The 26,177-nt window shown below is 62.4% G+C and carries 26 protein-coding genes; 13 read left to right on the top strand and 13 right to left on the bottom strand.

Annotated elements, in window-relative coordinates; translation table 11 throughout:
• Positions 1 to 22 precede the first annotated feature (22 nt).
• On the top strand, positions 23 to 715 hold the full coding sequence (locus tag IAG25_RS22010; RefSeq protein ID WP_187606734.1) for a TetR family transcriptional regulator: 693 nt from the start codon (positions 23 to 25) through the stop codon (positions 713 to 715).
• A 5-nt stretch (positions 716 to 720) separates the two neighbouring features.
• On the opposite strand, the gene IAG25_RS22005 is transcribed toward IAG25_RS22010, so the two are convergent.
• From IAG25_RS22005 to IAG25_RS21990, 4 genes are read right to left on the bottom strand one after another with little or no spacing between them, the layout of a single operon-like run.
• On the bottom strand, positions 721 to 1,617 hold the full coding sequence (locus IAG25_RS22005; RefSeq protein ID WP_187606733.1) for an ABC transporter permease: 897 nt from the start codon (positions 1,615 to 1,617) through the stop codon (positions 721 to 723).
• Between the two features lies 1 nt (position 1,618).
• Positions 1,619 to 2,533 carry an ABC transporter permease gene (locus IAG25_RS22000; protein WP_187606732.1) on the bottom strand — a complete coding sequence of 305 codons (915 nt, stop codon included), beginning with the start codon at positions 2,531 to 2,533 and terminating at the stop codon, positions 1,619 to 1,621.
• Between the two features lie 16 nt (positions 2,534 to 2,549).
• Complete coding sequence (locus tag IAG25_RS21995; protein WP_035500551.1) at positions 2,550 to 3,839, bottom strand: ABC transporter substrate-binding protein; 1,290 nt, start codon at positions 3,837 to 3,839, stop codon at positions 2,550 to 2,552.
• A 37-nt stretch (positions 3,840 to 3,876) separates the two neighbouring features.
• On the bottom strand, positions 3,877 to 4,932 hold the full coding sequence (locus IAG25_RS21990; RefSeq protein ID WP_187606731.1) for an ABC transporter ATP-binding protein: 1,056 nt from the start codon (positions 4,930 to 4,932) through the stop codon (positions 3,877 to 3,879).
• A 270-nt stretch (positions 4,933 to 5,202) separates the two neighbouring features.
• Here IAG25_RS21990 and IAG25_RS21985 point away from each other — a divergent pair, with 270 nt between their 5' ends.
• Genes IAG25_RS21985 through IAG25_RS21975 form a run of 3 tightly spaced genes read left to right on the top strand, consistent with a single transcriptional unit; the run spans position 5,203 to position 7,410 of the window.
• Entirely contained in the window at positions 5,203 to 6,120 is a 918-nt protein-coding gene (locus IAG25_RS21985) for a polysaccharide deacetylase family protein (protein ID WP_187606730.1), read from the top strand.
• A complete protein-coding gene (locus IAG25_RS21980; protein WP_187606729.1) occupies positions 6,117 to 6,821 on the top strand; it encodes a GntR family transcriptional regulator in 705 nt (234 codons plus the stop codon). The genes IAG25_RS21985 and IAG25_RS21980 overlap by 4 nt, the downstream gene beginning before the upstream one ends.
• Before the next feature lies 1 nt (position 6,822).
• The gene (locus IAG25_RS21975) at positions 6,823 to 7,410 is read left to right on the top strand and encodes a flavin reductase family protein (RefSeq protein WP_187606728.1); all 588 of its coding nucleotides are present in this window, start codon (positions 6,823 to 6,825) and stop codon (positions 7,408 to 7,410) included.
• Between the two features lie 57 nt (positions 7,411 to 7,467).
• Here the strand turns inward: IAG25_RS21975 and cynS are convergent, their stop codons facing one another.
• Together cynS and IAG25_RS21965 are read right to left on the bottom strand one after the other, a co-directional pair.
• On the bottom strand, positions 7,468 to 7,938 hold the full coding sequence (cynS, locus tag IAG25_RS21970; protein WP_187607113.1) for a cyanase: 471 nt from the start codon (positions 7,936 to 7,938) through the stop codon (positions 7,468 to 7,470).
• A gap of 47 nt (positions 7,939 to 7,985) precedes the next feature.
• A complete protein-coding gene (locus tag IAG25_RS21965; RefSeq protein ID WP_187606727.1) occupies positions 7,986 to 8,645 on the bottom strand; it encodes a carbonic anhydrase in 660 nt (219 codons plus the stop codon).
• A 124-nt stretch (positions 8,646 to 8,769) separates the two neighbouring features.
• Here IAG25_RS21965 and cynR point away from each other — a divergent pair, with 124 nt between their 5' ends.
• Complete coding sequence (gene cynR, locus IAG25_RS21960; RefSeq protein ID WP_187607112.1) at positions 8,770 to 9,657, top strand: transcriptional regulator CynR; 888 nt, start codon at positions 8,770 to 8,772, stop codon at positions 9,655 to 9,657.
• Between the two features lie 114 nt (positions 9,658 to 9,771).
• Here cynR and argC read toward each other — a convergent pair whose 3' ends face one another.
• Positions 9,772 to 10,701, bottom strand: coding sequence for an N-acetyl-gamma-glutamyl-phosphate reductase (gene argC / locus IAG25_RS21955; RefSeq protein ID WP_187607111.1), 930 nt, complete (start codon positions 10,699 to 10,701; stop codon positions 9,772 to 9,774).
• A 122-nt stretch (positions 10,702 to 10,823) separates the two neighbouring features.
• Between argC and IAG25_RS21950 the strand changes: the two genes are divergently transcribed.
• Positions 10,824 to 11,708, top strand: coding sequence for a LysR family transcriptional regulator (locus IAG25_RS21950; protein WP_187606726.1), 885 nt, complete (start codon positions 10,824 to 10,826; stop codon positions 11,706 to 11,708).
• A gap of 73 nt (positions 11,709 to 11,781) precedes the next feature.
• Here the strand turns inward: IAG25_RS21950 and IAG25_RS21945 are convergent, their stop codons facing one another.
• The 4 genes from IAG25_RS21945 to IAG25_RS21930 form a co-directional block, all read right to left on the bottom strand.
• The gene (locus IAG25_RS21945) at positions 11,782 to 12,675 is read right to left on the bottom strand and encodes an NAD(P)-dependent oxidoreductase (protein WP_222946603.1); all 894 of its coding nucleotides are present in this window, start codon (positions 12,673 to 12,675) and stop codon (positions 11,782 to 11,784) included.
• Positions 12,672 to 12,983: a putative quinol monooxygenase gene (locus IAG25_RS21940; RefSeq protein ID WP_187606725.1), complete on the bottom strand. Its 312-nt coding sequence runs from the start codon at positions 12,981 to 12,983 to the stop codon at positions 12,672 to 12,674. Before IAG25_RS21940 ends, IAG25_RS21945 begins: the two co-directional genes overlap by 4 nt.
• A gap of 37 nt (positions 12,984 to 13,020) precedes the next feature.
• Positions 13,021 to 14,379 carry an NAD(P)H-dependent oxidoreductase gene (locus IAG25_RS21935; protein ID WP_187606724.1) on the bottom strand — a complete coding sequence of 453 codons (1,359 nt, stop codon included), beginning with the start codon at positions 14,377 to 14,379 and terminating at the stop codon, positions 13,021 to 13,023.
• Between the two features lie 180 nt (positions 14,380 to 14,559).
• The gene (locus IAG25_RS21930; protein WP_187606723.1) at positions 14,560 to 15,468 is read right to left on the bottom strand and encodes a LysR substrate-binding domain-containing protein; all 909 of its coding nucleotides are present in this window, start codon (positions 15,466 to 15,468) and stop codon (positions 14,560 to 14,562) included.
• 193 nt (positions 15,469 to 15,661) lie between these two features.
• Between IAG25_RS21930 and IAG25_RS21925 the strand changes: the two genes are divergently transcribed.
• The 3 genes from IAG25_RS21925 to IAG25_RS21915 all read left to right on the top strand — a co-directional run bounded on the left by IAG25_RS21925 (position 15,662) and on the right by IAG25_RS21915 (position 19,834).
• Positions 15,662 to 16,690: a TRAP transporter substrate-binding protein gene (locus tag IAG25_RS21925; RefSeq protein ID WP_187606722.1), complete on the top strand. Its 1,029-nt coding sequence runs from the start codon at positions 15,662 to 15,664 to the stop codon at positions 16,688 to 16,690.
• The gene (locus IAG25_RS21920; RefSeq protein WP_187606721.1) at positions 16,687 to 18,576 is read left to right on the top strand and encodes a TRAP transporter large permease; all 1,890 of its coding nucleotides are present in this window, start codon (positions 16,687 to 16,689) and stop codon (positions 18,574 to 18,576) included. The genes IAG25_RS21925 and IAG25_RS21920 overlap by 4 nt, the downstream gene beginning before the upstream one ends.
• A 703-nt stretch (positions 18,577 to 19,279) precedes the next feature.
• On the top strand, positions 19,280 to 19,834 hold the full coding sequence (locus IAG25_RS21915; RefSeq protein ID WP_187606720.1) for a hypothetical protein: 555 nt from the start codon (positions 19,280 to 19,282) through the stop codon (positions 19,832 to 19,834).
• A 190-nt stretch (positions 19,835 to 20,024) separates the two neighbouring features.
• On the opposite strand, the gene IAG25_RS21910 is transcribed toward IAG25_RS21915, so the two are convergent.
• Positions 20,025 to 21,779, bottom strand: coding sequence for an FUSC family protein (locus IAG25_RS21910; protein ID WP_187606719.1), 1,755 nt, complete (start codon positions 21,777 to 21,779; stop codon positions 20,025 to 20,027).
• Positions 21,780 to 22,148: 369 nt separating this feature from the next.
• On the opposite strand from IAG25_RS21910, the gene IAG25_RS21905 reads away from it, so the two are divergent.
• The 3 genes from IAG25_RS21905 to IAG25_RS21895 all read left to right on the top strand — a co-directional run bounded on the left by IAG25_RS21905 (position 22,149) and on the right by IAG25_RS21895 (position 24,977).
• A complete protein-coding gene (locus IAG25_RS21905) occupies positions 22,149 to 23,339 on the top strand; it encodes a right-handed parallel beta-helix repeat-containing protein (protein ID WP_187606718.1) in 1,191 nt (396 codons plus the stop codon).
• Between the two features lie 116 nt (positions 23,340 to 23,455).
• Positions 23,456 to 24,109 carry a glutathione S-transferase family protein gene (locus tag IAG25_RS21900; RefSeq protein WP_187606717.1) on the top strand — a complete coding sequence of 218 codons (654 nt, stop codon included), beginning with the start codon at positions 23,456 to 23,458 and terminating at the stop codon, positions 24,107 to 24,109.
• A 136-nt stretch (positions 24,110 to 24,245) separates the two neighbouring features.
• Complete coding sequence (locus IAG25_RS21895) at positions 24,246 to 24,977, top strand: MBL fold metallo-hydrolase (protein WP_187606716.1); 732 nt, start codon at positions 24,246 to 24,248, stop codon at positions 24,975 to 24,977.
• On the opposite strand, the gene IAG25_RS21890 is transcribed toward IAG25_RS21895, so the two are convergent.
• Entirely contained in the window at positions 24,974 to 25,438 is a 465-nt protein-coding gene (locus IAG25_RS21890) for an Lrp/AsnC family transcriptional regulator (protein WP_187606715.1), read from the bottom strand. The two genes, IAG25_RS21895 and IAG25_RS21890, sit on opposite strands and share 4 nt — an antisense overlap.
• A gap of 94 nt (positions 25,439 to 25,532) precedes the next feature.
• Between IAG25_RS21890 and IAG25_RS21885 the strand changes: the two genes are divergently transcribed.
• Positions 25,533 to 26,165, top strand: a complete 633-nt coding sequence (locus IAG25_RS21885) for a LysE/ArgO family amino acid transporter (protein WP_187606714.1) — start codon at positions 25,533 to 25,535, stop codon at positions 26,163 to 26,165.
• The last annotated feature ends 12 nt before the right edge of the window (positions 26,166 to 26,177 follow it).

Below are 26,177 nucleotides of genomic sequence, written 5' to 3'. Positions count from 1 at the left end.
GTTCAACTCATCGATCGAATTCATGCCACGTACCGCTGTTCCCGCGAAGAACAAGAAAGACGAGCCCACACGCCGCCAGCAGCTCGCCGCCAAAACGCGCGAGCGCATCTTCAGAATCGCCATCCGGGAGTTCGCCGACAAGGGCTTCAGCGGCGCGCGCGTCGAGACGATCGCGAGCCGCGCGAAGGTGAACATCCGCATGATTTACCACTACTTCGGCGGCAAGGAAGCGCTGTATGTCGAAGTGCTCGAACATGTGCTCGCGCGGTTGCGCGAAGCGGAACTCGCGGTGACGCTCGACGTGCGAAGCGTCGATCCCGCGGCCGGCATTCTGCAGCTCTACGATTTCACCGAAGGCCATTTCGCCGCGCATCCGGAATTGCTGTGCCTGCTGTCGTGGGAGAACCTGAATCGCGCGCGCTTTCTGAAGCGCTCGAAAGTGATTCAGGCGATGTCATCGCCCGTGCTCGACAAGTTGCGCACGCTCATCAGGCGCGGCGAAACCGCGGGCACCTTGCGTCGCGGCATCGATCCGCTGCATCTGTACGTGACGCTCGTGAGCCTCGCTTATTTTCACAAGTCGAACGCGTACACGATCTCGCGGATGTTCGATACCGACATGCTCGCGCCGTCATGGCAGGCCGCGCACAAGTCGCAGGCGCATGAACTGGTGCGCGCGTTCCTTGCCGGAGAGCGTGTGCTCGAACTGACGTAAGCCCTTCAGTTGACGAGCTTTCGACGCCTGGCAATCGATCTCACGATCAACAGGCCGCCGACCATCACCGCAAGCGACATCAGCGTCGTCACCGTGCCGAGCGCGTAGATGACGGGCGTGGTCACCGATGTCGTCAAGCCCTGCAATTCGAGCGGCAGCGTGTTCTGATCGCCTATCGCTTGCGAGGTTCGCGCGATCTCATCCCACGAGAGCGTGAAGCCGAACATGCCGACGCCGATCACGGAAGGCCCGATGATCGGCAGCACCACATGTTTGAACGACTGCCACGGCGACGCGCCAAGATCGCGCGCCGCTTCCTCGTACGCCGGATTGAAACGGTTGAACACGGCGAACATCACGAGCAGGCCGAACGGCAGCGTCCACGTGAGATGCGCGCCGAGCGCCGAGGTGAAGAGACCCATCGACGTGGTCCAGCCATCCGCGAACGACTGAAAGCCCCATTCGTTCGCCAGATATTTGATGAGCGTATCGAGCAGGCGAAAGGTGAGGCCGATACCGAGCGACACGATGATCGACGGCATGATGAGGCTCGCCACGGAAACATAGAACACCGCGGTATCGCCGCGAAAGCGCCGCCTGAACGCAAGGCCCGCGCTCAGTGAAAACAGCACGGTCAGCACTGTCACCGCGAGCGCGAGTTTCACGGAGCGTCCGAACGCGGCCCAGATGTCGATATCGCCGACGCCGTCGCGCAACGCGGCGAACCAGTGCAGCGAGACGCCGCGCATCGGGAAGGTGAGACCGCCTTCCGGACCCTGGAAGGACAGAATGAAGATCGTGATGACCGGTCCGTACAGGAACAGCACGAATAGCCCGAAGAGGAGCGCGAGCCAGTAGAAGCTCGCGGGCCGATGTTCCCGATGCGCGATTGCACCCGCCATGTCACAGCTCCTTTCTGATATCGACGACGCGCGTCAGCGCCCATACGATCATCAGCACGACGGCGAGCAGGATGATCGCGTTGGCCGCCGCGGCGGGAAACTGCAGATAGCCGGTCTGCACCTGGATGATCTTGCCCACCGAGGCGATTTGCTGTCCGCCCATCACGCCGACGGTGAGGAAGTCGCCCATCACGATGGTGACGACGAAGATCGAGCCGATCACGATGCCCGTCTTCGATAGCGGCAACACCACGTCGCGAATGACCTGCCAGCCGCTTGCGCCGGCGTCGCGCGCCGCTTCGAGCAGCGCGCGGTCGATGCGCATCATCGCGTTGAAGATCGGCACGATCATGAAGAACGTATAGAGATGCACGAACGCGAGCACGACCGAGAAGTTCGAGTACAGCAGCCATTCTATGGGCCGCTCGACGAGATGCGCCGACATCAGCGCCTGATTCACGAGGCCGTTGCGCCCGAGAAGTGGAATCCACGAAATCATGCGGATCACGTTCGAGGTCCAGAACGGAATGGTGCAGACGAGAAACAGCACGGTCTGCATCGCGGTGGTGCGCACGTGAAAGGCGAGGAAGTACGCGATCGCGAAGCCGAGCACGAGCGTCACCGCCCACACGATCGCGCAGAACCTGAGCGTCGACCAGTACGTCTTGAAGGTCACGCAGACGTCCGTGAACGAACCGCAGCCGTCGAATATCGCCGCGTAGTTCTTCAGCGTGAAGGCGGGGATGATCTGATATTCGTTGAAGTCCCAGAAGCTCACGATCAGTGTGATCACGAGCGGCACGATGAAGAACAGCAGGAAGGTCAGCGTGAGCGGCGTCGCTTGCAGCCACGCGCTCACGCGGCGGTGACGCACCGGCGTCTGCTTTGCCTGCTGGAGATATTCGACCGAAGCCATCGTGAGCGGCGCTCCCTTATGCGGCGATGAACTCGTTCCATTTCTGGACCATGTAGATGTTCTCGTCCATCACCGCGTTCCAGCAGGCGATCGCGCCCATGCGCTGGGTGTACGAGCCGCCGTCGCGCACGGTGCCGGCCTTCTCCAGCAACTGGCCGTCGGGCGCCTTGATGTCCTGCGCGGCGGGCTTGCCTTCCATCCAGTAGTCCCACTCGTAGGCCTGCATGTGCGACTTGGCCGTTTCGGTCACGCCGGGGTAATAACCCTGGCGCATCAGATACGCGCCCGCCCAGCCGTCCTGGAACCAGTTGACGAACTCATACGCGGCATCGAGTTTCCTGCCCTGCAGCGAGCGCGGAAAGCCGAAGCCCGAGGCCCACGAGCGATAGCCTTCCTTGAGCGGCTGGAACTTGCACGCGATGCCCATCGTGCGGACCTTGGTAACGGCGGGCGACCACATCGACTGGATCACCACTTCGCCCGAGGCCATCAGGTTCACGCTCTCGTTGAAGTCGCGCCAGAACGCGCGGAACTGTCCGGCGCGCTTCGCTTCGATCAGCACCTTGATGGTCTGGTCGATCTCCGCCTTCGTCATGTTGCCCTTGTCGCCGTACTTGACGTGACCCGTCGCTTCGATCGCCATGGCCGCATCCATGATGCCGATGGCCGGAATGTTGAGCAGCGCCGCTTTCCCCTTGAACTGCGGATCGAGCAGGTCGGCCCATGTCGTCACGGGCCGCGAGATGAGGTCCGGGCGGATGCCGAGCGTGTCCGCGTTGTACGTCGTGGGGATGAGCGTCATCCATTCGGTTGGCGTCGCGCTGAACTCCGTCGAACGCGCGCCCTTGAGGAACATCACCTTCTTCGGCGCGGTGCCCTGATCGCCGATCTTCTTGCCGTTCACCTCGCCCTTGGTCAATACGGGCGTGATCTTGTCCGCGAGTTTGATGCGCTTCGCATCCATGCCCGCGAGCGTGCCGGCGGGAATCAGCTTCTTGAGCGAGAAGTATTCGGTATCGACGATATCGAACGAATTCGGTTGCGTGATGATGCGCTTGGTCACATCGTCGGTCGTGACGGGAATGTATTGAATCTCGATGCCCGTATCTTCCTTGAACTTCTTCGCGATCTCCGCACTCTGGTTCACCGCGGTGCCGAGATAGCGCAATGTGATCTTCTCCTGCGCGTGCACATACGGAAACCCGGCGATGCCCGCCGCCGCCACCGCGCCCTTGATGAACGTGCGGCGTGAAATGCCTGCGTTCGTGGTGTCTGCTTCGCGTGCGTTGGCTTGTTCGTCGTTCATGGACTCTCCTCGAATTTGAAGTTGTGATTGCCTGATCTCACGCGGCGAGCGGATGCGCGTTCTGCTCGTCCCACCACACCGTCACGCGCGCGCCGGGGCCGGCGCGTTGCGCGTCGTAGTCGGCGTCGCTGATCATCGAGACGAGCTCGGGAGAGCCGTCGAGCGGATCGAGCGTCATGCGCAGATGCGTGCCCTGATACTCGGCTTCGCGCACCGTGCACGCGAGTCCGCCGATGCGCAGAAGACCGCTGTCGCCCGCGCTCGTGCCGGGCGCGACGCCATGCGGCGCGATGCGCAGATGATCCGCGCGCACCGTGAAGAGCCGCCCGTTCGAGCCGAGCACGTTATGACCGCCCAGAAAGCGCGCGACGAATTCCGTGCGCGGCCGGTTGAATACGTCGAAAGGCGTGCCGCTCTGCTCGATATGACCGTGACTCATCACCACTACGAGATCGGCGAGCGCCATCGCTTCCTCCTGCGAATGCGTGACGTGCACGAAAGTGATGCCGAGTTCCTTCTGCCAGCGCTTGAGTTCAGCGCGCATCTGCACGCGCAGGAACGGATCGAGCGCGGAGAGCGGCTCGTCGAGCAGCAGGCAGCGCGGCTCGTTGAGGAGCGCTCGCGCAAGTGCAATACGCTGCTGCTGTCCGCCCGAAAGCTGCGCAGGCTTGCGGCTCGCGTAGGCCGACATCGCGACGAGTTCCAGCAGTTCGCCCGCGCGCTTCCTGCGCGCTTCCTTCGCGACGCCGCGCACCTTGAGGCTGAACGCGACGTTGTCGAGCGCAGAGAGATGCGGGAAGAGCGCATAGCTCTGAAACACCATCGCCGTGCCGCGCGCGACCGGCTGCTCGCGCGTGACATTGCGCCCGCCGATCAGCACATCGCCTTCGGACACCCACTCGTGGCCCGCGATCATGCGCAGCGTCGACGTCTTGCCGCAACCGGACGGCCCGAGCAGACAGCAATACGCGCCGCCGGGAATGCGCAGATCGATGGCGTCGACGGCGAGCGCATCGCCATAGCGCTTCGAAACATGCACGAGCTCGATATCGGCCGGGCTCGCGCGAACCACCGTGGATGCCGGTTGAACCATGAAGGCTTGTCCTGTTGAAGACGCTGATGGAGTACAGCGGGCAAGCCATTGCAAGACATATGCCATTCGTGTCCGGCCGCACGGCCGAGTCGCACGTCCAGAACGCTGCCGAATACGCTGACAGCAGGTGTCGACGAATTGGCGCGCATATTGCACACGATCGCGGACCCCGATCGTCAGCATTTCTAGACACCTGGCGTGTGCAATCGAGGTGCGGATCACGTCCGCTATGGGGCATGACCTAACCAAACCGGTTCATCACATTCGACAATGAACGACTTCGCTCCGTTGAAGACGCATGGACGCTTCGACTATCGGCCGATCCACGAAAGCGATGGTTATCGCTGGCCGAACGGCGCGGGCCTCGCGGTCTATCTCGGCTTCAACCTTGAACACTTCGCGTTCGGCGAGGGGCTGGGCGCGGCGCTCGGGCCGCTGTCGCCGCAGCCCGATGTGCTCAACTACAGCTGGCGCGAGTACGGCAACCGCGTGGGCGCGTGGCGTTGCATCGAACTGTTCGATGCGCTCGATTTGCCCGCGGGCACGCTCATCAATACGTCGCTCTATGATCACTGTCCCGCGCTCGTCGAAGCATGCGCCGCGCGTGGCGACGAACTCATCGCGCACGGGCACACGAACGCGCAGCGTCAGAGCGATCTCGACGAAGACGGCGAACGCGCGCTGCTCGCGCACTGCCGCGCACGCATGCTCGAATGTTCCGGCGCGGCGCCTTCGGGATGGCTCTCGCCGTGGATCTCCGAATCGCATCGCACGCCGGACCTGCTCGCCGAGACCGGCTTCCGCTACACGCTCAACTGGTGTCACGACGACCGGCCCGTGCGCATGAACACGCGCGGCGGCCCGCTCTGGTCGATTCCGTATCCGCAGGAGCTGAACGATCTGCCGATGATCATGGCGCGTCACATGGACATGCGCGACTTCGCGGACATGATCATCGATCAGTTCGACGAGATGCTCGAACAGACGCTGCGCGCGCGCACGCCGCAAGCACTCGTGATGGGCATCGCGCTGCATCCGTATATCGTCGGGCAGCCGTACCGGTTGCGGCATTTGCGGCGTGCGCTGGCGCATATCGCAGCGTCGCGCGAGGACATCTGGCTCGCGACGCCCGGCGCGATCGCGCGTCATGCCGAAGAAGCCGTGCCCGTGCCGGCGCAGGCCGCATGAAGAGCGGGAAGGAAAGCGCGGACGCGCGCGTCTATCGGTCGATCTTCGAGGGCGTGCTCAATCGCAGGCTCGCGCCCGGCACGAAACTGCCCGAGCCCGAGCTATGTGCGCTGTTCGGCGTGGGCCGCGCGGCGGTGCGGCGCGCGCTGGAAAAGCTCGCGTACGACGGCATCGTCGTGCTGCGTCCGAACAAGGGCGCGGTGATCGCGCAGCCGACCCGCGAGGAGACGCGCGCGATTTTCGAGGCACGGCGTTCGGTCGAGCGTGCGCTCGTCGAACTCGCGGCGGAGCGCGCGAGCGCCGCCGATATCGCCGCGTTGCGCGGACAGCTCGACGAGGAACACGAGGCGATGCATCGCTTCGATCAGCCATCGTGGGCGCGGCTTGCGAGCGCATTTCATCTGCGTATCGCGGCGCTTGCGGGCAATGCGATCCTCGAACACTATCTGAGCGAACTGGTCTCGCGCTGCTCGTTGATCGTCGGCGCTTACGAGCCGGCCGGCAACGCGCCGTGCGAGCACGACGAGCACACCGCCATCCTCGATTGCCTCGAAGCGCGCGATGCCGCGGGCGCGATCGCGCACATGATGGCGCATCTGCGCAGCCTGGAGGCGCGCATCGAGACATCGCGCATGCCGGGCGCAAACGGGCTCGCGCATCTGCTCGGCATCGATCCCGCGCAACGAACCGCAGTGGAGTGACATGGAAATCGATTTCGAAGCGATTACCGAGTATCAGCGTTACAAGCTGATGGCGAGTCTCATCGTGCCGCGGCCCATCGCGCTCGTCACCACGCTCGGCGCGGACGGCACCGTGAACGCCGCGCCGTTCTCGATGTTCAATATGCTGGGCGAAGAGCCGCCCATCGTCATGATCAGCATCAACCGGCTGGCAGACGGCACGTTGAAGGACACCGCGGTGAATGTCCCGCGCGAAAAGGAATTCGTCGTGCATCTTGCCGATGAAGCCATCGCGCAGCAGATGCATCGCTGCGGTGAAAGCTTCGCCGCGGATGTCTCCGAGCTCGAACAGGTGGGCCTGAGCGCGCTCGCCTCGACACGCGTGAAGCCGCCGCGTATCGCCGAGGCGCCCGTCGCGTTCGAGTGCGCGTTGTGGGAAACGCTCGAAACGGCGAGCCGCCACATCTTCATCGGCCGCGTGCTGATGCTTCATGCGCGTGACGAACTCATCGATATCGATACATGGCGCGTGCGCCTGGAGCATTACTTTCCGGTAGGTCGTTTCGGCGCGAGCGACTATGTGACGACGCGTGACCGCTTTCAGATGTGATGGCGGGTGTTCTCGAAGGGGAAATCTCCACATCGAACAGTGATTTCCCCCGGCGCATCAGAACGGCTTGGTCGGCAGATACTTTCCGTCGAGCGTGATCACGGCGCGCGAGCCGCCTTCCGGATCGTCGACTTTCTTGATGTCCAGCTTGAAGTTGATCGCGCTGATGATGCCGTCGCCGAACTTTTCGTGAACCAGCGCCTTTAACGTTGAACCGTAGATCTGCACGATTTCGTAGAACCGGTAGATCGTCGGATCGGTCGGCACGCCGCCGGGAATGCTGCCGCGTACGGGAATCGCTTGCAGCAAGCGAACGGCGTCTTCGCCGAGCTCGAGTTTGTCGGCCACGACTTGCGCAGCGCCTGCAGGCAGCGGGTGCTGGCCGAGCAGTGCGGCGGTGACGAAAGCGAGACTCAAGCCCGTGCCTTCATTGATCTGTTCGAACGTCAGGCCTTGGCGAACCTTAGCGTCGATGATGGCGTCGGTCAGTGCTTCACGGGGGGCCTGGCTGGACAGGGATTGCGTCATGATGATGCTCCTTGCGATTGAGTCGATGTTGGAAGAAAAGCAGTGGATCAGGCCGCGAGATTGAGTCGAGCCGGCGTTGCACATGTGTGTGGATGTTGAGCCAGGGAAACGAACCGGTTGGTCGCACTGTCGAGCGTATCGATCGAGCCGCTTTCGATGTCGTACACCCATCCATGCAGGGCCAGATGTCCTTGTTCGAGTGCGAGCCGCACCGAAGGATGCGTCTTGATGTTGGCGAGCTGGGCGATCACGTTTTCGCGGACCATCGAGTCGATCCTGTCGCGTTCGCTCTTATGCTCGCGCGCCTCGTTGACGACCTTCGCGGAGTCCGCATAGCGCAGCCAGTTGCGCACGGCCGGCATGTGGTCCATGCACTTGCATGTGGCGATGGCGGTCATCGCGCCGCAGTCGGAGTGGCCGCAAATCACCACATCGGTCACGCCGAGCGCGGCGACGGCGTATTCAACGGTAGCGGTCACGCCGCCCGGTTCCGGACCATACGACGGCACGATATTGCCGGCATTGCGGATCACGAACAGGTCGCCGGGTTCGCGCTGCGTGACGAGTTCCGGCACGAGCCGGCTATCCGAACAGGAAATGAACAAGGTACGCGGGTTCTGGCTGGTGGCCAGCCGCCTGAAAAGCTCGGACCGCTGCGGGAACGCGTCGCGCTGGAATTTCAGGAAGCCGTCGATGATGTCCTGCATGTTTCGCTCCATCTGGGTCTGCGTGTTGAGCACCGATGGACGAAGAATGCGCCGGGCGAGATATAGTGTCCAAGACCGGTTTCTTATTCTCCCTATAGGCAGCGCCAATAGTTTGGAGGGGCCCATGTTGCTCCGGCACATCCGTTATTTTCTGGCGGTCGCGGAACACCGCAACTTCACGCGGGCGGCCGAGGCGCTGCACGTGTCGCAGCCGACGTTGTCGCAACAGATCAGGCAACTCGAGGATGCACTCGACGCGCAATTGCTCGACCGGTCCGGCCGGACGATTCAGTTGACCGACGCCGGCGCTGCCTATGTGCGCTACGCGCAGCGTGCGCTGCAGGATCTGGAGGCGGGCAAGCGGGCCATCCATGACGTGCAGGATCTGACTCGCGGCTCACTGCGCCTCGCGATGACTCCGACGTTCACGGCCTACCTGATCGGTCCGTTGCTGCGGAAGTACAACCACCGCTATCCGAACATCACGCTCGACATCCACGAAATGCCGCAAGAGCGCATGGAGGCGTTGTTGAATGAAGATGCGCTCGATGTCGGCATTGCGTTCAGCGATACGCACTCACCCGAGATCGAGACACAGGTGCTTTTCGTCGAGGCTTTGGCGATGGTGGTTGGTAAGTCGCATCGCTATGCGAAGAAGCGCGTTCCGCTGACACTTCGCGAGTTCGAAAGCGAAGCGCTCGTGTTGCTCAACGAGGAATTTGCGACGCGACAATACATCGATCGGTATTGCAGGCAACACGGCGTTGCGCCGCGCATTGCGATGGAGGTTAATTCGATCAGTGCGGTCATCGAGCTCGTGCGTCGCAGCACGCTCGCAACGCTGCTGCCAGCGGCGATAGCGCGCGAGCACCGCGACTTGAATCTCGTGGACCTGAAGCCGGCGCTGCCGCAGAGAACCGCTGCGTTGCTGCTGCGCAAAGGCGCGTATCGAAGCGCGGCAGCACGGGCATTCATTGCGCTCGCACTCGAGGAAATTGCCGCTGATGGTTGAGGCCGCGTCGCTGAAGCGAAGAAGATGGTGGAGGACATTCTCAAAGCCGTGGCGTGACTCATCCTTGAGGATCGCTTGCTCATTGCGGCTTCGCAAAGGCCGCCTTCACGGCCATTATTCGCGCGCGAGCATCAAGTTCAGGTTCTGAACTGCAGCGCCGGATGCGCCTTTGCCGAGATTGTCGAAAACCGCGGACAACAAGACATGCCCGTGTTCCATGTTAGAAAACACGCTCAAGCGCATGTCGTTCGTACCGTTCAGCGCTTGCGGATCGAGGTGCGTCAGGACACCCGCCTCATGCATCGGCAAGACACGCACGTGCGCTGCGTCCGCATAGTGGCGTGCAAGGCATGCGTGCAACGCGGCGGCGTCTACGTCGGGAGCGAGCAGCCGCAACGCCAGCGGCACCGTCAACACAATGCCCTGACGAAACGCACCATATGCAGGGACGAAGATGGGCCGCTGCGCGAGTCCGGCGTGCGCCTGAATTTCCGGGGCGTGCTTGTGCGCGAGTCCCAGGCCATATACCTGGAACGAAGGGGCGTTGACGGCATCTTGCCCTTCGTGTTCCTCCACGCCGGCACGACCGCGTCCGGAGTAGCCGGACACCGCATGAATGCTGACGGGGTAGTTGCCCGGTATGAGCCCAGCCTGCAACAGGGGACGCAGCAAGCCGATCGCCCCCGTCGGGTAGCAGCCGGGATTGGTGACCCGACGCGCGCTCGCGATGCGCTCGGCCTGTCCCGGCGTCATCTCCGGAAAGCCGTATGTCCAGCCCGGCTGTGTGCGGTGGGCCGAACTTGCGTCGATGACTCTGACGGCAGGATTGACGATAGCGTCTACCGCCTCGCGTGCCGCGGCATCGGGCAAACAGAGAATGGCGATATCGCAGGCGTTGATGGCTTCGGCGCGACGGCGCGCATCCTTGCGTTCTGCGGCTGGAAGCGTGAGCAGCGTGATGTCGGTCCGATTGCGCAGCCGTTCGTGGATTTGCAGTCCGGTGGTGCCCTGATCGCCATCGATGAAAACAACGGGAGCGCTCATACGCCAATTCTCCGAGTGGTTGTGCCGGGTTGAAGGAGTGCCCATGTTCACCGAATCGCTAGAATAGGGAAAGTTGAATTTCATGACCTGAACATTCAGTTTTTCTGAACCTGGACGACGACATGCGAGAGATCAGCCTGGACCGCTTGCGCACTCTGATCGCGATTACCGAGCGTGGCTCATTTGCCGATGCAGCGCGCGCGTTGAATCTCGCGCCTCCGACGGTCAGCCTCCATATCGCTGAACTCGAAGACCGCGTTGGAGCGCCGCTCCTGTCACGGAAGCGCGGGCAGGTAAAGCCGTCGGCGATAGGAGAGGTGCTGGTGGAGCGTGCGCGTCGACTGCTGGCCGATGCGGAGCAGGCGCTGGACGATATCCAACGCCAGGTGCAGGGGCTCGAAGGGCGCGTGCGGCTCGGTGCGTCGACCGGTGTGATCGCGTACTTGTTGCCGCAAGCGCTCGAGGTGCTGCGCCAGCGCAATCCCGCGATCGATATTCAGCTTGCGGTGCTCACGTCGCAAGAAACGCTGTCCCGATTGGCGGATGGGACGCTGGATATCGGGCTGGTCGCGCTGCCACAGCCGCCAGTGGCTGGACTCGTGATAAAGCCTTGGCGCCGCGACCCCGTAATGGCTTTCGTGCCGGCACATTGGCGATGCCCGGCTCGTGTAACGCCTCAATGGCTCGCGGCTCGGCCTCTCATTCTCAATGACGCGACTACGCGTCTCTCGCGCCTGACGACGGAGTGGTTTGCGACCGCGGGGCATCATCCTGCGCCGCGCATTCAGCTCAACTACAACGACGCGATCAAAAGTCTGGTGGCGGCAGGTTACGGCGCGGCGCTCTTGCCCCACGAGGCCACGACGCCTTTACCCGACAAGCGCATCGTCATGCGTCCGCTGCGTCCGGCGTTGTGGCGTCGACTGGGCATTGCACACCGTGCAGGGCACGTCGAGCGTGCCACTCAACATGTACTCGATGTGTTGTGGGATCTGCGATTGGCGTAGGGATTAGACGAGTGCCTCACCATATGCCGCTGCAAAGGCGTGAGGCACGCGTTCGCTCGACGAGCTCCCAGCGTCACGACACCGGCAAGCCATTACGCCTGCGTAGTTCGCGGATCAAGGCGCTGTGATCCAGCTCACCGTCGCCGTGTTCGACCATGTCGGTGAAGAGGCCGTCGACGAGCCCAAGCACCGGCAACTCCAGCCCCACGCTCTGCGCAAAACCGAGCGCCGTCTTCGTATCCTTGATTTGATACTTGGCCGGGCCGCCCGGCTCGAAATCCCGCGCGATCATGCGTGCAGCATGCTGCCGCAGGATCGTCGAGTCGGCGAATCCGCCGAGCAGCGCCGCGCGGACCTGCGCGGGATCGGCGCCGCCGCGTTCAGCGAGCAGCATCGCTTCGGCGACGGTGGCGATCGTGCTCGCGACCATCATCTGGTTGACGAGCTTCGCGAGCTGGCCCGTGCCCGCCGGGCCGATGCGCGTCGGACGGCCCATCGTCTGTAGCACGCCGCGCGCGCGTTCGAATACCTCCGCGTCGCCGCCCGCCATGATCGCGAGCGTGCCGTCCTGCGCGCCTTTCTCGCCGCCGGACACGGGCGCGTCGAGATAGCCGATGCCGCGTTCCGCCGCGGCCCGCGCATGGCGCTGCGCGGTATCGACAGGAATCGAGCTCATCACGATCAGCACGCTGCCCGCACGCATCCTGGCGATGATCCCGTCGTCGCCGAGCAGGATGTCGTCGCACGCGGAGCCCGAGCTCAGCATGCAGATGACGACATCCGCATCGCGCGCAGTTTCGCTTGCGTGACCGACCACCTCGATGCCCGCCGACGCGAGCGGCGCCGCCTTGTCCGGGGTGCGGTTCCACGCCGCGACCCGGTAGCCGGCGCCGACGATGCGCCGCGCCATCGGCGAGCCCATGATGCCCGTGCCGATGAAGCCTACCGCGAGGCCGGCGCGCATCATGCAAACTCGCGCCAGCCGAAACGCACCGGGCGCTCCGTCACGATCAGCGCCGGAAAGCCGGCACGGAAGCGGTCGAGGTGCGGCGTCCGCAAGTGCGCATCGAACGCGGCGCGATCGTCGTAGACCTCGTAGAACATGACGCGCTCCGGCGTTTCCTCGATCTGCACGATGTCGAACTGCCGGCAACCGGGCTCGTCGGCGAGCGAGTGCCGCGCGTCGTCGCGTGCGAGCGCGAGGAAGTCGCGAACGCACTCGGCCTTCACTTCGAACTCCGCGACGACCACGAAGGCTTGCGTTGCGCTATGCATGCTGAAATGCTCCATCCGATGCCATGACGTGTGTCCTTCACGCCGCCTTTGCGGGCTTGCCGAGCGCACTTTGCTCCATCTCGCGACGCAGCGCGACCACATCGAGATCGCGTTCGAGCTCGACATCCTCGAAGCGTACGATGGTGTCCTTGGCGACCGGGCGCTTGAGCCTGACGTTATGCGCGAGCCCGATCGGCAAGCCGCCTATGGCAAGGCTCTTCGATGCCGGGATCGCATTGGCCCAGACCGCGTAACCGCCTTCGCCGTCGAGCATCTCGCCTGGCTTGAGGTCGCGCTTGGCGGTCGCCACGGCGTCGCCGCGGAATTCCTTCGACGAACCCGTCGCCTCGCCGCGAAGCACGGCCGACAGCACGCTCACGCTGGTTTCGAGGCCGATCATGTGGAACGGGCGCCACATCGAGCCATACCAGCCGGTCGGATCGACGAGCAGGCCGTACTGCTTGAAGCAGGCACGCGCGTATTCGTTTGGCGCCTTGAACGTGACGAACACGCCGTAGCGGATGTTGTTGAACACTTCGCGTCCGTCCGGTTCCTGGCTCGCGGCGATGTCCACGAGACCACTGCGCGAAAGACGTCCGCCATCTTCCGCTGGCCGGAAGACGCGCGCCAGATCATGCAGGCCGGCAGGAGGGAAGGCGAGGCCATTGTCCGGGCAATCGAGGCCCGTGCCGTTCGCGACCGCCGCCATTTCGATTGCGGCTTTGGTGCCGTCGGTGAACGAGTTGTACATCTTCGGGTTGAAGTCGCCCTTGGCCACTTCTTCCTCGGTCCAGCCGAAGAAGCCCCATACCGTGTCCGGTGTCGAATAGCGATAGCGCGGCTCGAAATTCATGCCCTTGCCGGCCGAGGTCAGCTCGAAGCCGCAAGAGCGCACCCAGTCCACCAGTTCGCAGATGATCGCGGGCTGGTCGCCGTATGCCATGCTGTAGACGAGACCGCGCTCGCGAGCGCGGGCGGCGAGCAGCGGGCCGCACATCGCGTCGGCCTCGACGTTGACCATCACCACATGCTTGTTGCCTTCGATCGCAGCGAGTGCGTGACGCACGCCGGCGATCGGATGGCCCGTCGCCTCGATGATGCATTCGATCTCATCGCAGGCGGCGAGTGCGGCGGCATCGTCGAGAACGCAGGTGGCGCCGGTCTTCATGGCATCGGCGAGCGTGCGCGCGCCATATTGCTCGGCCGACCAGCCGACTCGCGCGAGCGATGCACGTGCCTTGCCGACATCGAGATCGGCGACGCCCACCACGTGCAGCCCTTCGATATGACGTGCCTGCGACAGCACCATCGAGCCGAACTTGCCGGCGCCGATCAGGCCGACGCGTACGGGGCGCCCGGAAGCGTTGCGTGCCTGGAGCAGACTGGAGAGATTCATTTGCAATCCTTTGTGGTCGAGACTATGGATCGTGGCCGCGAGCGCGGCGCGCGGTGAGTGGCCGGGGAGGCGTGATCGAAGGCATGACAGCGGTGCGCCTTACTTGCGAGCAAGTGTAGTCAGGGGGTTCAGCCAGAACAATTAACATTTCCGAGGCGATTTGTTAGCCAGGCTTCAACGTCAGCGGGCGGCGGCAAGCTGAGAAGCGGCTTGCCAGGCGGCACGCTCGGCGCGCAGCCAATCGAGGAACAGGATCACTTTCTTCTTGTGCAGATGCTCGAACGGACAGACGATCCACTGCGTCGTCAGCCGGATCTCCGGAGGCTCGCGCACAGGGCAGATCAACGTGCCGTCGCGCAGCTCGCGCCACATCATGAGCGTGCTTTCTAGGGCGATGCCCATGCCGTCGACGGCGGCATCGATCGCCATATGGCTGCGGTCAAACAACACGCGCTGCCCCGGATCGAGCGGGTCTGCGTGCGCCACCGAGAACCAGTGCGGCCACTGGACCTGCGACTTGATCGAATAGATGAGCCGATTACGCCGCAGGTCGGCGGCATCGAGACTCGACGGTGCGCAGTACGCGGGCGAGCAGACCGGCAGAAACGATTCCTCGGTCAGCGGCTCGACATACAAGCCCGGCCATTGCCCGGTGCCATGACGGATCTCGATATCGACGGATTCCTGTGCGAAGTCGGTCATTTCATTGGTGCCGTTGAGACGCACTTCGAGATCGGGATGACCGTCGAGGAACGAGCGCAGGCGCGGCAGGAGAAACTTGGTGGACAGCGTTGGCGTCGCGCGCACGGTCAGGAGCGTGACGGAGCGCAACCCGCGTATACGCTGAGTCGCGTCGGCGATGCGGTCGATCTCTTCTGAAATCATCGCGAAGTAGCGTTCGCCTGCTTCGGTCAATGCCACACCACGTCCGACCTTCGTCATCAACGCCGTGCCCAGATGTGTCTCCAGAGACTGGATTTGCTGGCTGACGGCCGATGGTGTGACGTTCAGCTCCGCGGCCGCGCGAGAGATGCTCCCCGAACTCGCCGCAGCATGAAAAACACTGATGGCCCGCAATGGCAGATACATGATCACCCTTTAGATTGGCTACACCTTTGCGCAAAATAATTGAATTGTCCTTCACCAACAAGCCTCTTATATTTTGCACACGCAGGACCGGCGGCGCCTCGACAAGAGTCGAACAAGTGTCACCACGTGCCCGCGACGCCATGCAGACAAGTGGCGCGTGAACACGGAAGTTCATATAACAGGAGACAGCATCATGAGCACGTCGAACTCGCCGCGACGCATTTCGCGACGCGCGGTGTTGAAGGCTGCGGCAGCCCTTCCGCTGGTAACGATATGGACCCGGCCCGCACGCGCCGCCGAATTCACCTACAAGCTCGCTACCGGGCAATCCCTTAATCAGCCGATCAATACGCGTCTCAAGGAAGCCATCGACCGCATACGCGAGGCGAGCAGCGGCAGGCTCGAGATCCGCTTCTTCCCTGCATCGCAACTCGGCTCGGACACCGACCTGCTATCGCAGACGCGCTCGGGCGCTGTCGAGTTCCTCAACATCTCGGGCTCGGTCGCGTCGACGGTGATCCCGCTCGCGGCCATCACCAATCTCGGCTTCGCGTTCTCGGACTACGATCAGGTCTGGCGCGGCGTCGATGGCGATCTCGGCAAGATCATTCGCGCGCAGATCGACAAGAGCGGGTTCGTGTCGGTTTCGAAGGCGGCGGACAACGGCTTCCGGCAGATCACGTCCACCACGAAACCCATCAAGGCACCCGACGACTTGCGCGGATACCGCATTCGCGTGCCGGTCTCGCCGATGTTCACGTCGCTCTTCCAGACGCTTGGGGCGAACCCTACGTCGATCAACTTCAACGAGCTCTACACCGCGTTGCAGACGCATCTCGTGGACGGCCAGGAAAACGGCCTCGTCACGATCGAAGCGGGCAAGCTCTATGAAGTGCAAAAGTACGTGGCCGAGACCAATCACATCTGGGATCCGTTCTGGCTGCTCGGCAACCCGCGTGCATTCAACGCACTGCCCGACGATCTCAAGACGATCGTGAGGCGCGAATTCGACCGTGCGAGTGTCGAGCAGCGTGCGGATGTCGCGCGCTTGAACACGTCGCTGAAGTCGCAGCTCTCCGGTAAAGGCCTGACCTTCGTTCCTGCGGACAGGGACGCGTTTCGCGCAGCGCTCACGAAATCCGGCTTCTATGCGCAGTGGCGCGACAAGTTCGGCGCCGGTCCCTGGAGCGCCCTCGAAGCGGTAACGGGGAAAATATCATGAGCGCGGCACACAATCTGGAGGTGCCTGGGCCATCGCTCGTACGCGATCATCACGGCGAGAGCGGCATCGAACGGTGGTTGCGCCGTGGCATCGAGGTGCTCGCGGCAGCGGCGGTCGTCGGCGAGGTGGCGCTGTTGTTCGTCGGCATCGTGGCGCGTGCGGTGTTTCATCACCCGCTCATCTGGTCGGACGAACTCGCGTCCATCCTGTTCCTGTGGCTTGCAATGCTGGGCAGTGCGCTCGCGGTGCAGCGTTCATGTCACATGCGCCTGACCTTCTTCGTATCGCACATGACGCCGCGCGCGCAAGCGTGGGCCGAGACACTGGCGGTCGCTGCGGCGGCGGCTTTCTTCGCGCTCGTGATGCATCCCGCGTTCGACTATGTGCAGGATCAGGCATTCGTCGAAACACCGGCACTCGGCTGGTCGGGCTCGGTGAGAGCACTGGCGATTCCATTCGGCTGCGCGGCGGCATTGATCAGTTGCGGCCTGCGTCTTGCACGGCATGACCGGCGGCATATCCTCGGTGCGCTGGGGCTCATCCTGCTGATCGCGCTCGGCTGCTATCTCGCCAAGGCGCCATTGACGAACATGGGGCAGGGCGCGCTGCTCGTGTTCTTTGTCGGCGTGCTCGGCACGGCGGTGATGGCCGGCGTGCCGATCGCCTTCGCGTTCTCGCTCGCGACGAGCGCCTATTTACTGACGACCACGTCGACGCCGCTCAGCGTCGTGGTCGGGCGCATGGATGAAGGCATGAGCACGCTGATCCTGCTCGCCGTGCCGATGTTCGTGCTGCTCGGGCAACTCGTGCATGTGACGGGCGTGGCGCGCGTGATGGTCGCATTTCTCGCTTCGCTGCTCGGTCATGTTCGGGGCGGCATGTCGTATGTGCTGCTCGGGGCGATGCTGCTGATCTCGGGTATCTCCGGATCGAAGACGGCCGACATGGCGGCGGTTGCGCCCGTGCTTTTCCCCGAGATGCGCAAGCGCGGGATGAAGGACGGCGAGCTGGTATCGCTGCTCGCGGCGTCCGGTGCGATGAGCGAAACGATTCCGCCGTCGCTCGTGCTGATCGCGATCGCGTCGGTGACGGGTATTTCGATTGCGGCGCTTTTTACCGCGGGCATTCTGCCCGCGATCGTACTTGCTCTCGTGCTCGGTGTCGTCGCGTGGTGGCGTGCGGGACGCGACGAAAAAACGGACGCGAGCCGCGCGGGCGCGGTGAGGGCGCCGTGGTCGCAAGTGCGCCGCACGTTCGTCATCGCGCTGCCGGCGCTACTGCTGCCGTTTCTGATTCGCAGCGCGGTTGTCGAAGGCATCGCGACGGCGACGGAAGTATCGACGATCGGCATCGCGTATTCGCTCGTGATCGGCCTTCTGATCTATCGCGGCGGCCTCAAGTGGAAAGCGATCATGCCGATGCTGCTGCAGACGGCGGCATTGTCCGGCGCGATTCTGTTCATCGTCGGGGCGGCGAGTGCGATGGGCTGGGCGCTGACGCAATCCGGCTTCTCGCACGATCTTGCGAACATGATGACGAGGGTTCCGGGCGGTGCTGCCGGCTTCATGCTGGTATCGATCGTTGCGTTCATCGTGCTCGGCAGCGTGCTGGAGGGCATTCCGGCCATCGTCCTGTTCGGGCCGCTGCTGTTTCCGGTCGCACATCAGCTTGGCATCCACGAGGTGCACTATGCGATGGTCGTCGTGCTCGCGATGGGACTCGGCGTCTTCGCGCCGCCGTTCGGCTTGTGTTATTACGCGGCGTGCATCATCGGAGAGGTATCGCCGGAAGCGGGGCTCAGGCGGATCTGGATCTATCTGGGCATGCTGCTTCTCGGGCTGATAGCCATTGCTTTTATTCCCTGGATCTCGACGGCCTTTCTTTAAACAGCCTCGATCAACGAGAGCGCAGAGTCCGCCATTGCCTGCAGATCATCGACGTCGCGGAAGAGGCGCAGCCGCTGTTCTTCGTCTTCGATGAACTCGCCTCGCAAGCGGATTTTGGTCAGAGGCGTCCGCAAGATCGTGCGAAATGGCGGCGAGCATCGGCGTGCGGTCATCGACGAAATTTCGGCGTTGCGCCTGCAGCGCGTTGAATGCGTTGTTCTGCACGCAACTCTTTTGGACCCGCTTCACGCACGGGCCCGGCTCGCAGATCGCCTCCTCTCCGACGAAGCTCTTCGGCGAATTGCCTGATCGGCCTTGCCAGAAGATAAGTGGCAAGCATCGACGCCGCGAAGATCAACGACGCCACGGACGCCAGCGTCGTTGCCAGCCTGGCGGGAAGTAGATTCCCTCCGGGGTACGCTGGGTTTTCGCACGCTCGATCATTGCGAATCGTTGTCTTCGCCATCTGTTTTATTTATCGATGTTTCTAGCCGGGTTCGCGGACATTGACGCTCCGGATGTTCGCAATACGGCTTCGGAGCCTTATCGAGACTCGGTCTTCAGCGATGCGAGCAGCCTGGATCGCGACAGAAAACTCCGCTTCGAGTTCCAATATCTGGTTAACCCCGTCTTCAGCCTGTGCGGAGCTCTTTCTAGCATGACGAGAGTTCTGGATTAATCTGCGCAGCCAAGGAGATGGAACATGAGCAGTAACATTGATGTAAGAGGCAAGGAACTGGACCGACGTTCGCAAAATAACGCGGCGGCCAGGCCACCGCTTTCTCGCATCATCCACGCCGGTGCGGCGGGTGGATTGGCGGGCGCGATTGTTATCTGGATCTACGAAGCGCTGATCTGGGTGGGCGTGCAGCACCTCATGCCGCTCGCCGGCATTCCCCGGAACGCGACAGGGCTAGTTTTTGGTAAGGCTTTTCAAGAATCGATCGGCATCTGGGCCTACGTCATCGGCACCGCGATTCATTTTGTCTTCGCAATCGGTTGGGGCGTGTTGTTCGCCGCGATATGGCCGTACTTCCGTCGACGTGGCTATGAGGCCACTTTCGTCGCGCTCTTTTACGCAATCTTCGCCTGGATTGTGATGCACGTCGCCATCGCGATCGCGTCGGACAATCACCCGAACTATCTGGACCCGATCGTCATCATTGGCGGCTTCATGTCTCATTTCTGTTTCACTGTTCCGCTTGCGCTTATCGTCAAGCGAATGCTCGTGTCGGGTGCAGTTGAAAGCGCCAGCTAAAGACTGCATTTTGCTTTGGAGACGCTATGGGTGAGTTGACACAGAGTTCGCTCGCGCAGGAACTCGTTGTCGACGCCGGCCGTTATGCGCTTGCCATGACGCTTCCGATGTCGCCCGCGGTCGCTGTACTGTATGAGTGCCGTGCGGTCGGGAAGATAGAGATGACGCGCGCCCGATATGAACGGAACGTTCAAGAGGAGTATCGCTTCGTCTCGTTGTCCAGCCATGCTTCGATAGACTCGGCGGCACGCGCAAGTTCAATACTGACCGACTCATCGAGCGTGGCAGGTGGGTCAGTGAGAATCGCGGCCAGAATGGTGTCGGTGCGTTGCAGTTCCGTACATTGAATGCGTGCCGGTTCGATTTCGCGCATTTGCACGAGCCACGCCGCACCGGAAATCAGATACGCCAGTTCTTGCGCGCGCATGACAACGGATTCGATCTCCGGATGCACGTCCAGCGCGATCATTACCGAGAATGCTTCGTCCTGCAAACTTTGGCGCGAACGCAAGGCTTCGTCGCTTGTAACTGTTGCTGTCTGAAGGTAGCCCAGCACGGGACGCATGCATGCAATCAGCGAAAGCATCGCGGCGAGCGATGATCGCGTACGCCCTCCGATGTTTGACGCAGCACACACGAGTAGACCCACTGCACAACCGACCAGAGTATCGACGCCGCGCGCGATCAACAGTGCTTCAGGGTTTTTGATCGCATGACCGCCCGTCGCGATCGTGAGGGCTATCGCGGTCACGAATATGACGGCAAAAGCATACTTGCGCACCACTAGCAGTTCGACGATGAACTGCAGCGCCATGAGCGTCGCAATGAGCGACAGCCCGGTGGGATGCAGGACGAGCACGAGTGCCGCAAGGCCGATACCGACGAGCGTGCCTACGGTTCGATCGATGCTTCTTCGCAAAGACGCCTGAAGATTCAACCCCTGATGCAGTACTAGCGTGGCGGCGGCCATTGCCCAATAAGCGCGCGTGAGCCCGAGCATTTCGCCCAGCGAGCCTGCAATCGCCACTGCAATGCCGACCCGCAACGCGATGTTCCATGCCCTCGTTCCAAAGCGCGCGTCCCTTGCGATTCGCTCCACCGCGCGAAGCTGTCCTAGTGGAAGGCGTGACATGGTGGTATCGAGGGTCGTTTGCGTGCACGCCAGGGAAGCGATCTGTCGGACACGGTCTTGCTCGGCGGTTCCGTCACGCGAGCAGTTGCAACGGGCAAAGATCAGATGCAACTCGAGCCCGAGAGCACGGAGCGTAGTTATTGTCCCGTCGTCTGGAACATCCCTGGGTTGACGGTTCACCAGTGCAATCCACATTTCATGCAAGGCAAGTGCAGCCGAGTGGCGTGCGATCTCCCGCGCGGGTTCATCGGCCGTCGCGAGCAGGTGCGCAGTGGCATTCGCTGCATTCACGAGCGCGGCGCGTTCCGGACCTCTCGGCGCGACCAACGCGCCGGCCATGTGGGTTAGCCATGAGATCGCGCCTCCGGCGAGAATGAGAAGAAAAACATGGCTCAGGGGAAGACTGGTCACGGGCATCGCGGTCGCGGCGGCGCAGGCGAGAACGATCATATAGGCGCCTGGGGGACCGATCTTCAACGAAGCCGAGAAAAAGCTTGCAAGCATCGCGATGCCGACGACCAACGGAACCGCTGCATGCGGCAGACCTTGTACCGCGACGCCGGCCGTCACCGCTGCGGCGAAAGTTATCGCGATACCGGCAAGCACGAGCGCACGATTACGATAGGGCCGATCCGATGCATAGAGCGACGTGAATGAACCCAGCGTCGCAACAAGCCCGGCGGAGAGGTCGCCATTGATCAGCCACGAAAGCAATAGCGGGATGCCGAGGCTCAATGCTGCGCGGAAGGCGATCGGCCATCTCGGGTTGGCGAGGCTCAGCAGCGCAACGGTATTGGACTTGGCAGGGCGCATATCGGAACTCTCCCGTCGTGCGGCTAAGCTCGGCACGCTTGAGCAGTCGTCCGTCTCAGTGTGTCTATGTGAAGCGCTGGTCGCGCGTTTGGATAGCGAACGCCAGTCTTGAAGCTTTGCTCGCGCGACAAGCACCACAGCCATGTGTAGCTTCAGATACCACAACGTACCTTCCGTTGCCGATCCATCGCGGACCGCGACGGGGAAAATCGACGCTCCCACGGCCTTTTCACTAAGGACTTTGCTCTTCGCGCCGTAAACCAAGCAAGCGCCGAAGCGAATCGCTCGTCGCCTGTCGCTTCATCTTCCTGAGGCGCAAATCAATCCGACTCCGCCCGGTCGCGCACTTGTCATTCGAGGGAATTTTTCATGGCCTCGACTCGCTCCGATATTCCCAGCGCGATGCGTCGCAAATTCCTTTCGACGCTCGTCTTCGGCGCTGGCTCCCTTGCGCTGTCCGCTTGTGGAGGCGGCGGCGCGAATTCGTCGAATGCGGCCGATTCGTCGACCAAGACGAGCCCGAACACGAGCACGAGCACGAGCACCGGCTCGCAAGACACGAGCGAACCCACGCCAAGTACGGCCGCCGGTTCGCAGAGCGCGAGCGATGCCAGTCCAGGCATGGCCAGCGGCACTCACGGCGTAAGCGACACCGGCCCGAACGGCGTCCTCATCGACACGTCCTTCGGCGTGAAGGGCGACGGAACCACGAACGATCGCGTTGCACTGCAGGCCGCGATCGACGGATCGGTCGGGCAGATTCTCCTGATCACCGGGCAAAGCCGGATCGATACCACGGGCCTCACGCTGCGCTCGAACACCCACATACGCTTCGCGCAGGGCGCTTCGATCAAGCTGCTGGCTCACAATACCGATTCGTATCAGATGATGCGCATTTGGGACGTGAGCAACGTGAACATCGAGTCGCCGTACCTCGACGGCAGCAAGTCGCTCAATGCGGCTACGTCGGGGGAGTGGGGTATGGGCATCTCGATCGCCGGCAGCTCGAATGTCACGATTACGTCGCCGACGACCATCGACTGCTGGGGCGACGGCATTTACATCGCGAACAGCTATATCGAGGATGGTGTGACGAGCAAGGCCGTGACGATCACCAATCATCTCGCGGACGGCTGTCGTCGCCAGGGTGTGACGATCATTTCGGGCGACACCATCACCTTCGACCATCCTGTCTGGCAGAACATAGGCGGAACGGCGCCGCAGGCGGGGCTCGATATCGAGCCGAATGACAACACGGCGGTGTTCCGGGCGATCAGGATCGTCAGCCCGAAGACGCTGGGCTGCGCGGGCCCGGGCATCCAGATCGATCTGGGATCGCTCGCGGGACCGGTCGCCAAGACCGTCGATATTCAGATCACGAACCATATCGACAACAGTCAGACCGATGGTCCGTTCAGTGTCGGCGGCCTGGAACCGAGCGGCTACATCGTGACGGGCGCGATCACGAGCACGAATCCGGTGTGGAAGGAGAACTGGTATCTGGGCGACTGGATGCCGTCAGGCCCGAACGTCTCGGTGGTGAATCCGACAATCGGCTAAGGTCGCGATGCGGGAGTTAGAAAGGACGTCGGCGAGGGACGAGCCATAAGCAGCCAATCGACATAGGCGCGTAAATCGTCAACAATTGCCCTTGGCATAAGCAATCGACGTTAAACATGACCGCCAAAAAACTCTTCTATTACCCCAGCAACGCAAGCATGGCCCCCCACATCGTTCTGGAAGAAATCGGCCAGCCTTTCGAGTTAGTACTTGTAGATCGCACGCAGGATGAGCATAAGTCGGCAGACTATCTAAGACTGAATCCCAACGGATTGATTCCCGTATTGGTTGATGGCGACATGGTGCTGTACGAGACGGCTGCCATTTGCCTGCATCTGGCCGACACGCATCCAGGAAGCGGCATGGCGCCCGCACTGGCAACGACAGAGCGGGCCGAGTTTTACAAGTGGCTCATGTGGTTGACGAACACACTGCAAGCAGCGTTGATCGTCTATTTTTATCCCGAGCGTTGGGTGGATGCCGGCAACGCGCCGAGCGCGAAGCAAGTGCAGACTCATGCTGAATTGAAGATCGGCATATTGCTTGAACAACTGGAGTCGCAACTTCAATCGAGCGAAGGCCCCTGGTTACTGGGGAGCCAATATACGATGCTCGATCCCTACGCATTCATGCTCTGCCGGTGGACGAGGGGTTTCACGAAACCCGCGCGCGAATGGCCACTGCTCGGTCAGTATTTGCAACGGATGCTAGCGCGAGCTGCGATCCAGCGCGTGATCGAAACGGAAGGGCTTGCGGCTCCATTGGTGTAATACGATGTGGCCTCGCCGCCGGTGATCGATCGAGAAGCAATGGACATCGATACCCGGATCGCCGAAAATCGGCGCACGTGCATCGACGATCTGACCGAGCCTGGATTACGTAAGTTGTCCAAGAAAGGAGCGCATCATGCCGACCCTATCCCTTTCGAGCGGTACAACCATCGACGAGATTGCGGAACGCATCTATCGCATCTCCACGCCGGTCGAGATCCCCGGTGGCGGTGGCTTTTCGTTCAACCAGTATCTGATCGACGACGACGAGCCCCTGCTATTCCATACCGGTCTGCGCAGGCTGTTTCCGGTCGTGCGTGAAGCAGTCGAACGCATCATATCGATCGATCGTCTGCGCTATATCGGCTTCTCTCATTTCGAGTCCGACGAATGCGGCGCGCTCAACGAGTTTCTCGCGGCCGCGCCGCATGCGGAGCCGTTGTGCGGCCAGGTCGCGGCCATGGTCTCGGTCAGCGATTATGCCGACCGGCCGCCACGCGCGATGGATGATGACGAGACGATTTCGCTCGGGCGGCACAGCGTGCGCTGGCTCGATACGCCGCATCTACCGCACGCGTGGGAATGCGGCTTTCTCATGGAGACCGCGTCGGCGACGCTGCTCTGTGGCGACTTGTTCACCCAAGGCGGTTCGCACCTCCCGCCGCTTACCGAGGGCGATATCCTCGAACCCAGCGAGGCGTTCCGTCACGAGATGGATTACTTCTCACACACCAGGAACGCCCGCTCAATGCTTGAACGCCTTGCTGCATTGCAGCCGACAACGCTGGCCTGCATGCACGGCAGCGCCTGGCACGGCGATGGCGCGGCCTTGTTGCGCGCGCTCGCCGACAGCGTCGAACGCGTCTAGCGCGACGCACCCGGCGCCACCAGACCGCGACGCGGAATGGGGGTGGAGAAGACGATCGAGGTCCGCGTCTCACCGTAGCTGTTGATGGTGGCGAGAAAGCGCTCCAGCTGTTCGAGGCTCGGAGATACCACGGTCACGATGTAGGAATCGGCGCCGGCGACGTGATGGCATTCCAGCACCTCGGGCGCGCGGCGCAGCTTGTCGAGAAACGTCTTTTTGCCGGGCTGCTGCACGGTGATGCCGACAATGGCGCGTACGGCATAGCCGAGCTGCACGGGATCCAGGTCGGCGCCTACAGAGCGCACCACGCCGGCGTCCTTCAGGCGCTTGAGTCGTTCCACCGTTGCAGGCACCGACAAACCCGCGGCAAGGGCCAGGGCCTTCAAGGGCGCGCGCCCATCCTCCTGTAGCGCCATCAGAAGCGCCCAGGCTTTGGCGTCGAGTTGAAGTGCTTCGGTCATGACGGGCTTCCACCTGAAAAATCGAAGATGAACTGGATTTTCGGTTGGTGTTTTATTCTGTGCAAGCCTTCGATGCCGTCGGATAATCTTCGACATGGATCTCATTCTGTCGTCACCCATCCCCGTGCTGTTCGGCCAATCGCTACTGATCGGGCTGTCGATCGCTGCGCCGGTCGGGCAGATTGGATTGCTGGCCATCCAGCGCACGCTGGATCATGGCCGCCCTGCGGGGCTCGCCACTGGATTGGGGGCGGCACTCGCCGACGCGGTATACGGCGCCATCGGCGCGTTTGGCGTCACCGGATTGATCGGCTGGTTGCTGAGCCTGAGGCTATGGCTCGGCCTGTTCGGTGGCGGCTTTCTGCTGTGGCTTGCCTGGCGCATCGCCACGAAGCCGGCAGTGCGCAGCATGAATGCCTCGCAGCCGACCAGCACGCTACTGCGCTATATGGCCGGCACGTTCGTGCTGACGATGTCGAACCCGACAACCATCCTTTCGTTCATGGCCGTGTTCGGTGCACTGGCAGGCCGTTCGCCCTCGGCATCGCCTTGGGTGATGGTCGTCGGCGTGCTGGTGGGCTCGGCGCTATGGTGGTTGATCCTGTCGGCCGGTGTGGGTCGGTTGCGCAACCGCTTCGACGAACGTTGGCAACGCGCCGTCAATCTGTGCTCTGCCGCGCTGCTGGCTGGACTCGGGTTATGGCAGCTTGGCCAGCTCATCGTATGACCATCGGAGGAT

Source organism: Caballeronia sp. EK (assembly GCF_014384845.1).
Lineage (GTDB): Bacteria > Pseudomonadota > Gammaproteobacteria > Burkholderiales > Burkholderiaceae > Caballeronia > Caballeronia jiangsuensis.
This window is presented reverse-complemented; position numbering and strand designations above follow the sequence as displayed.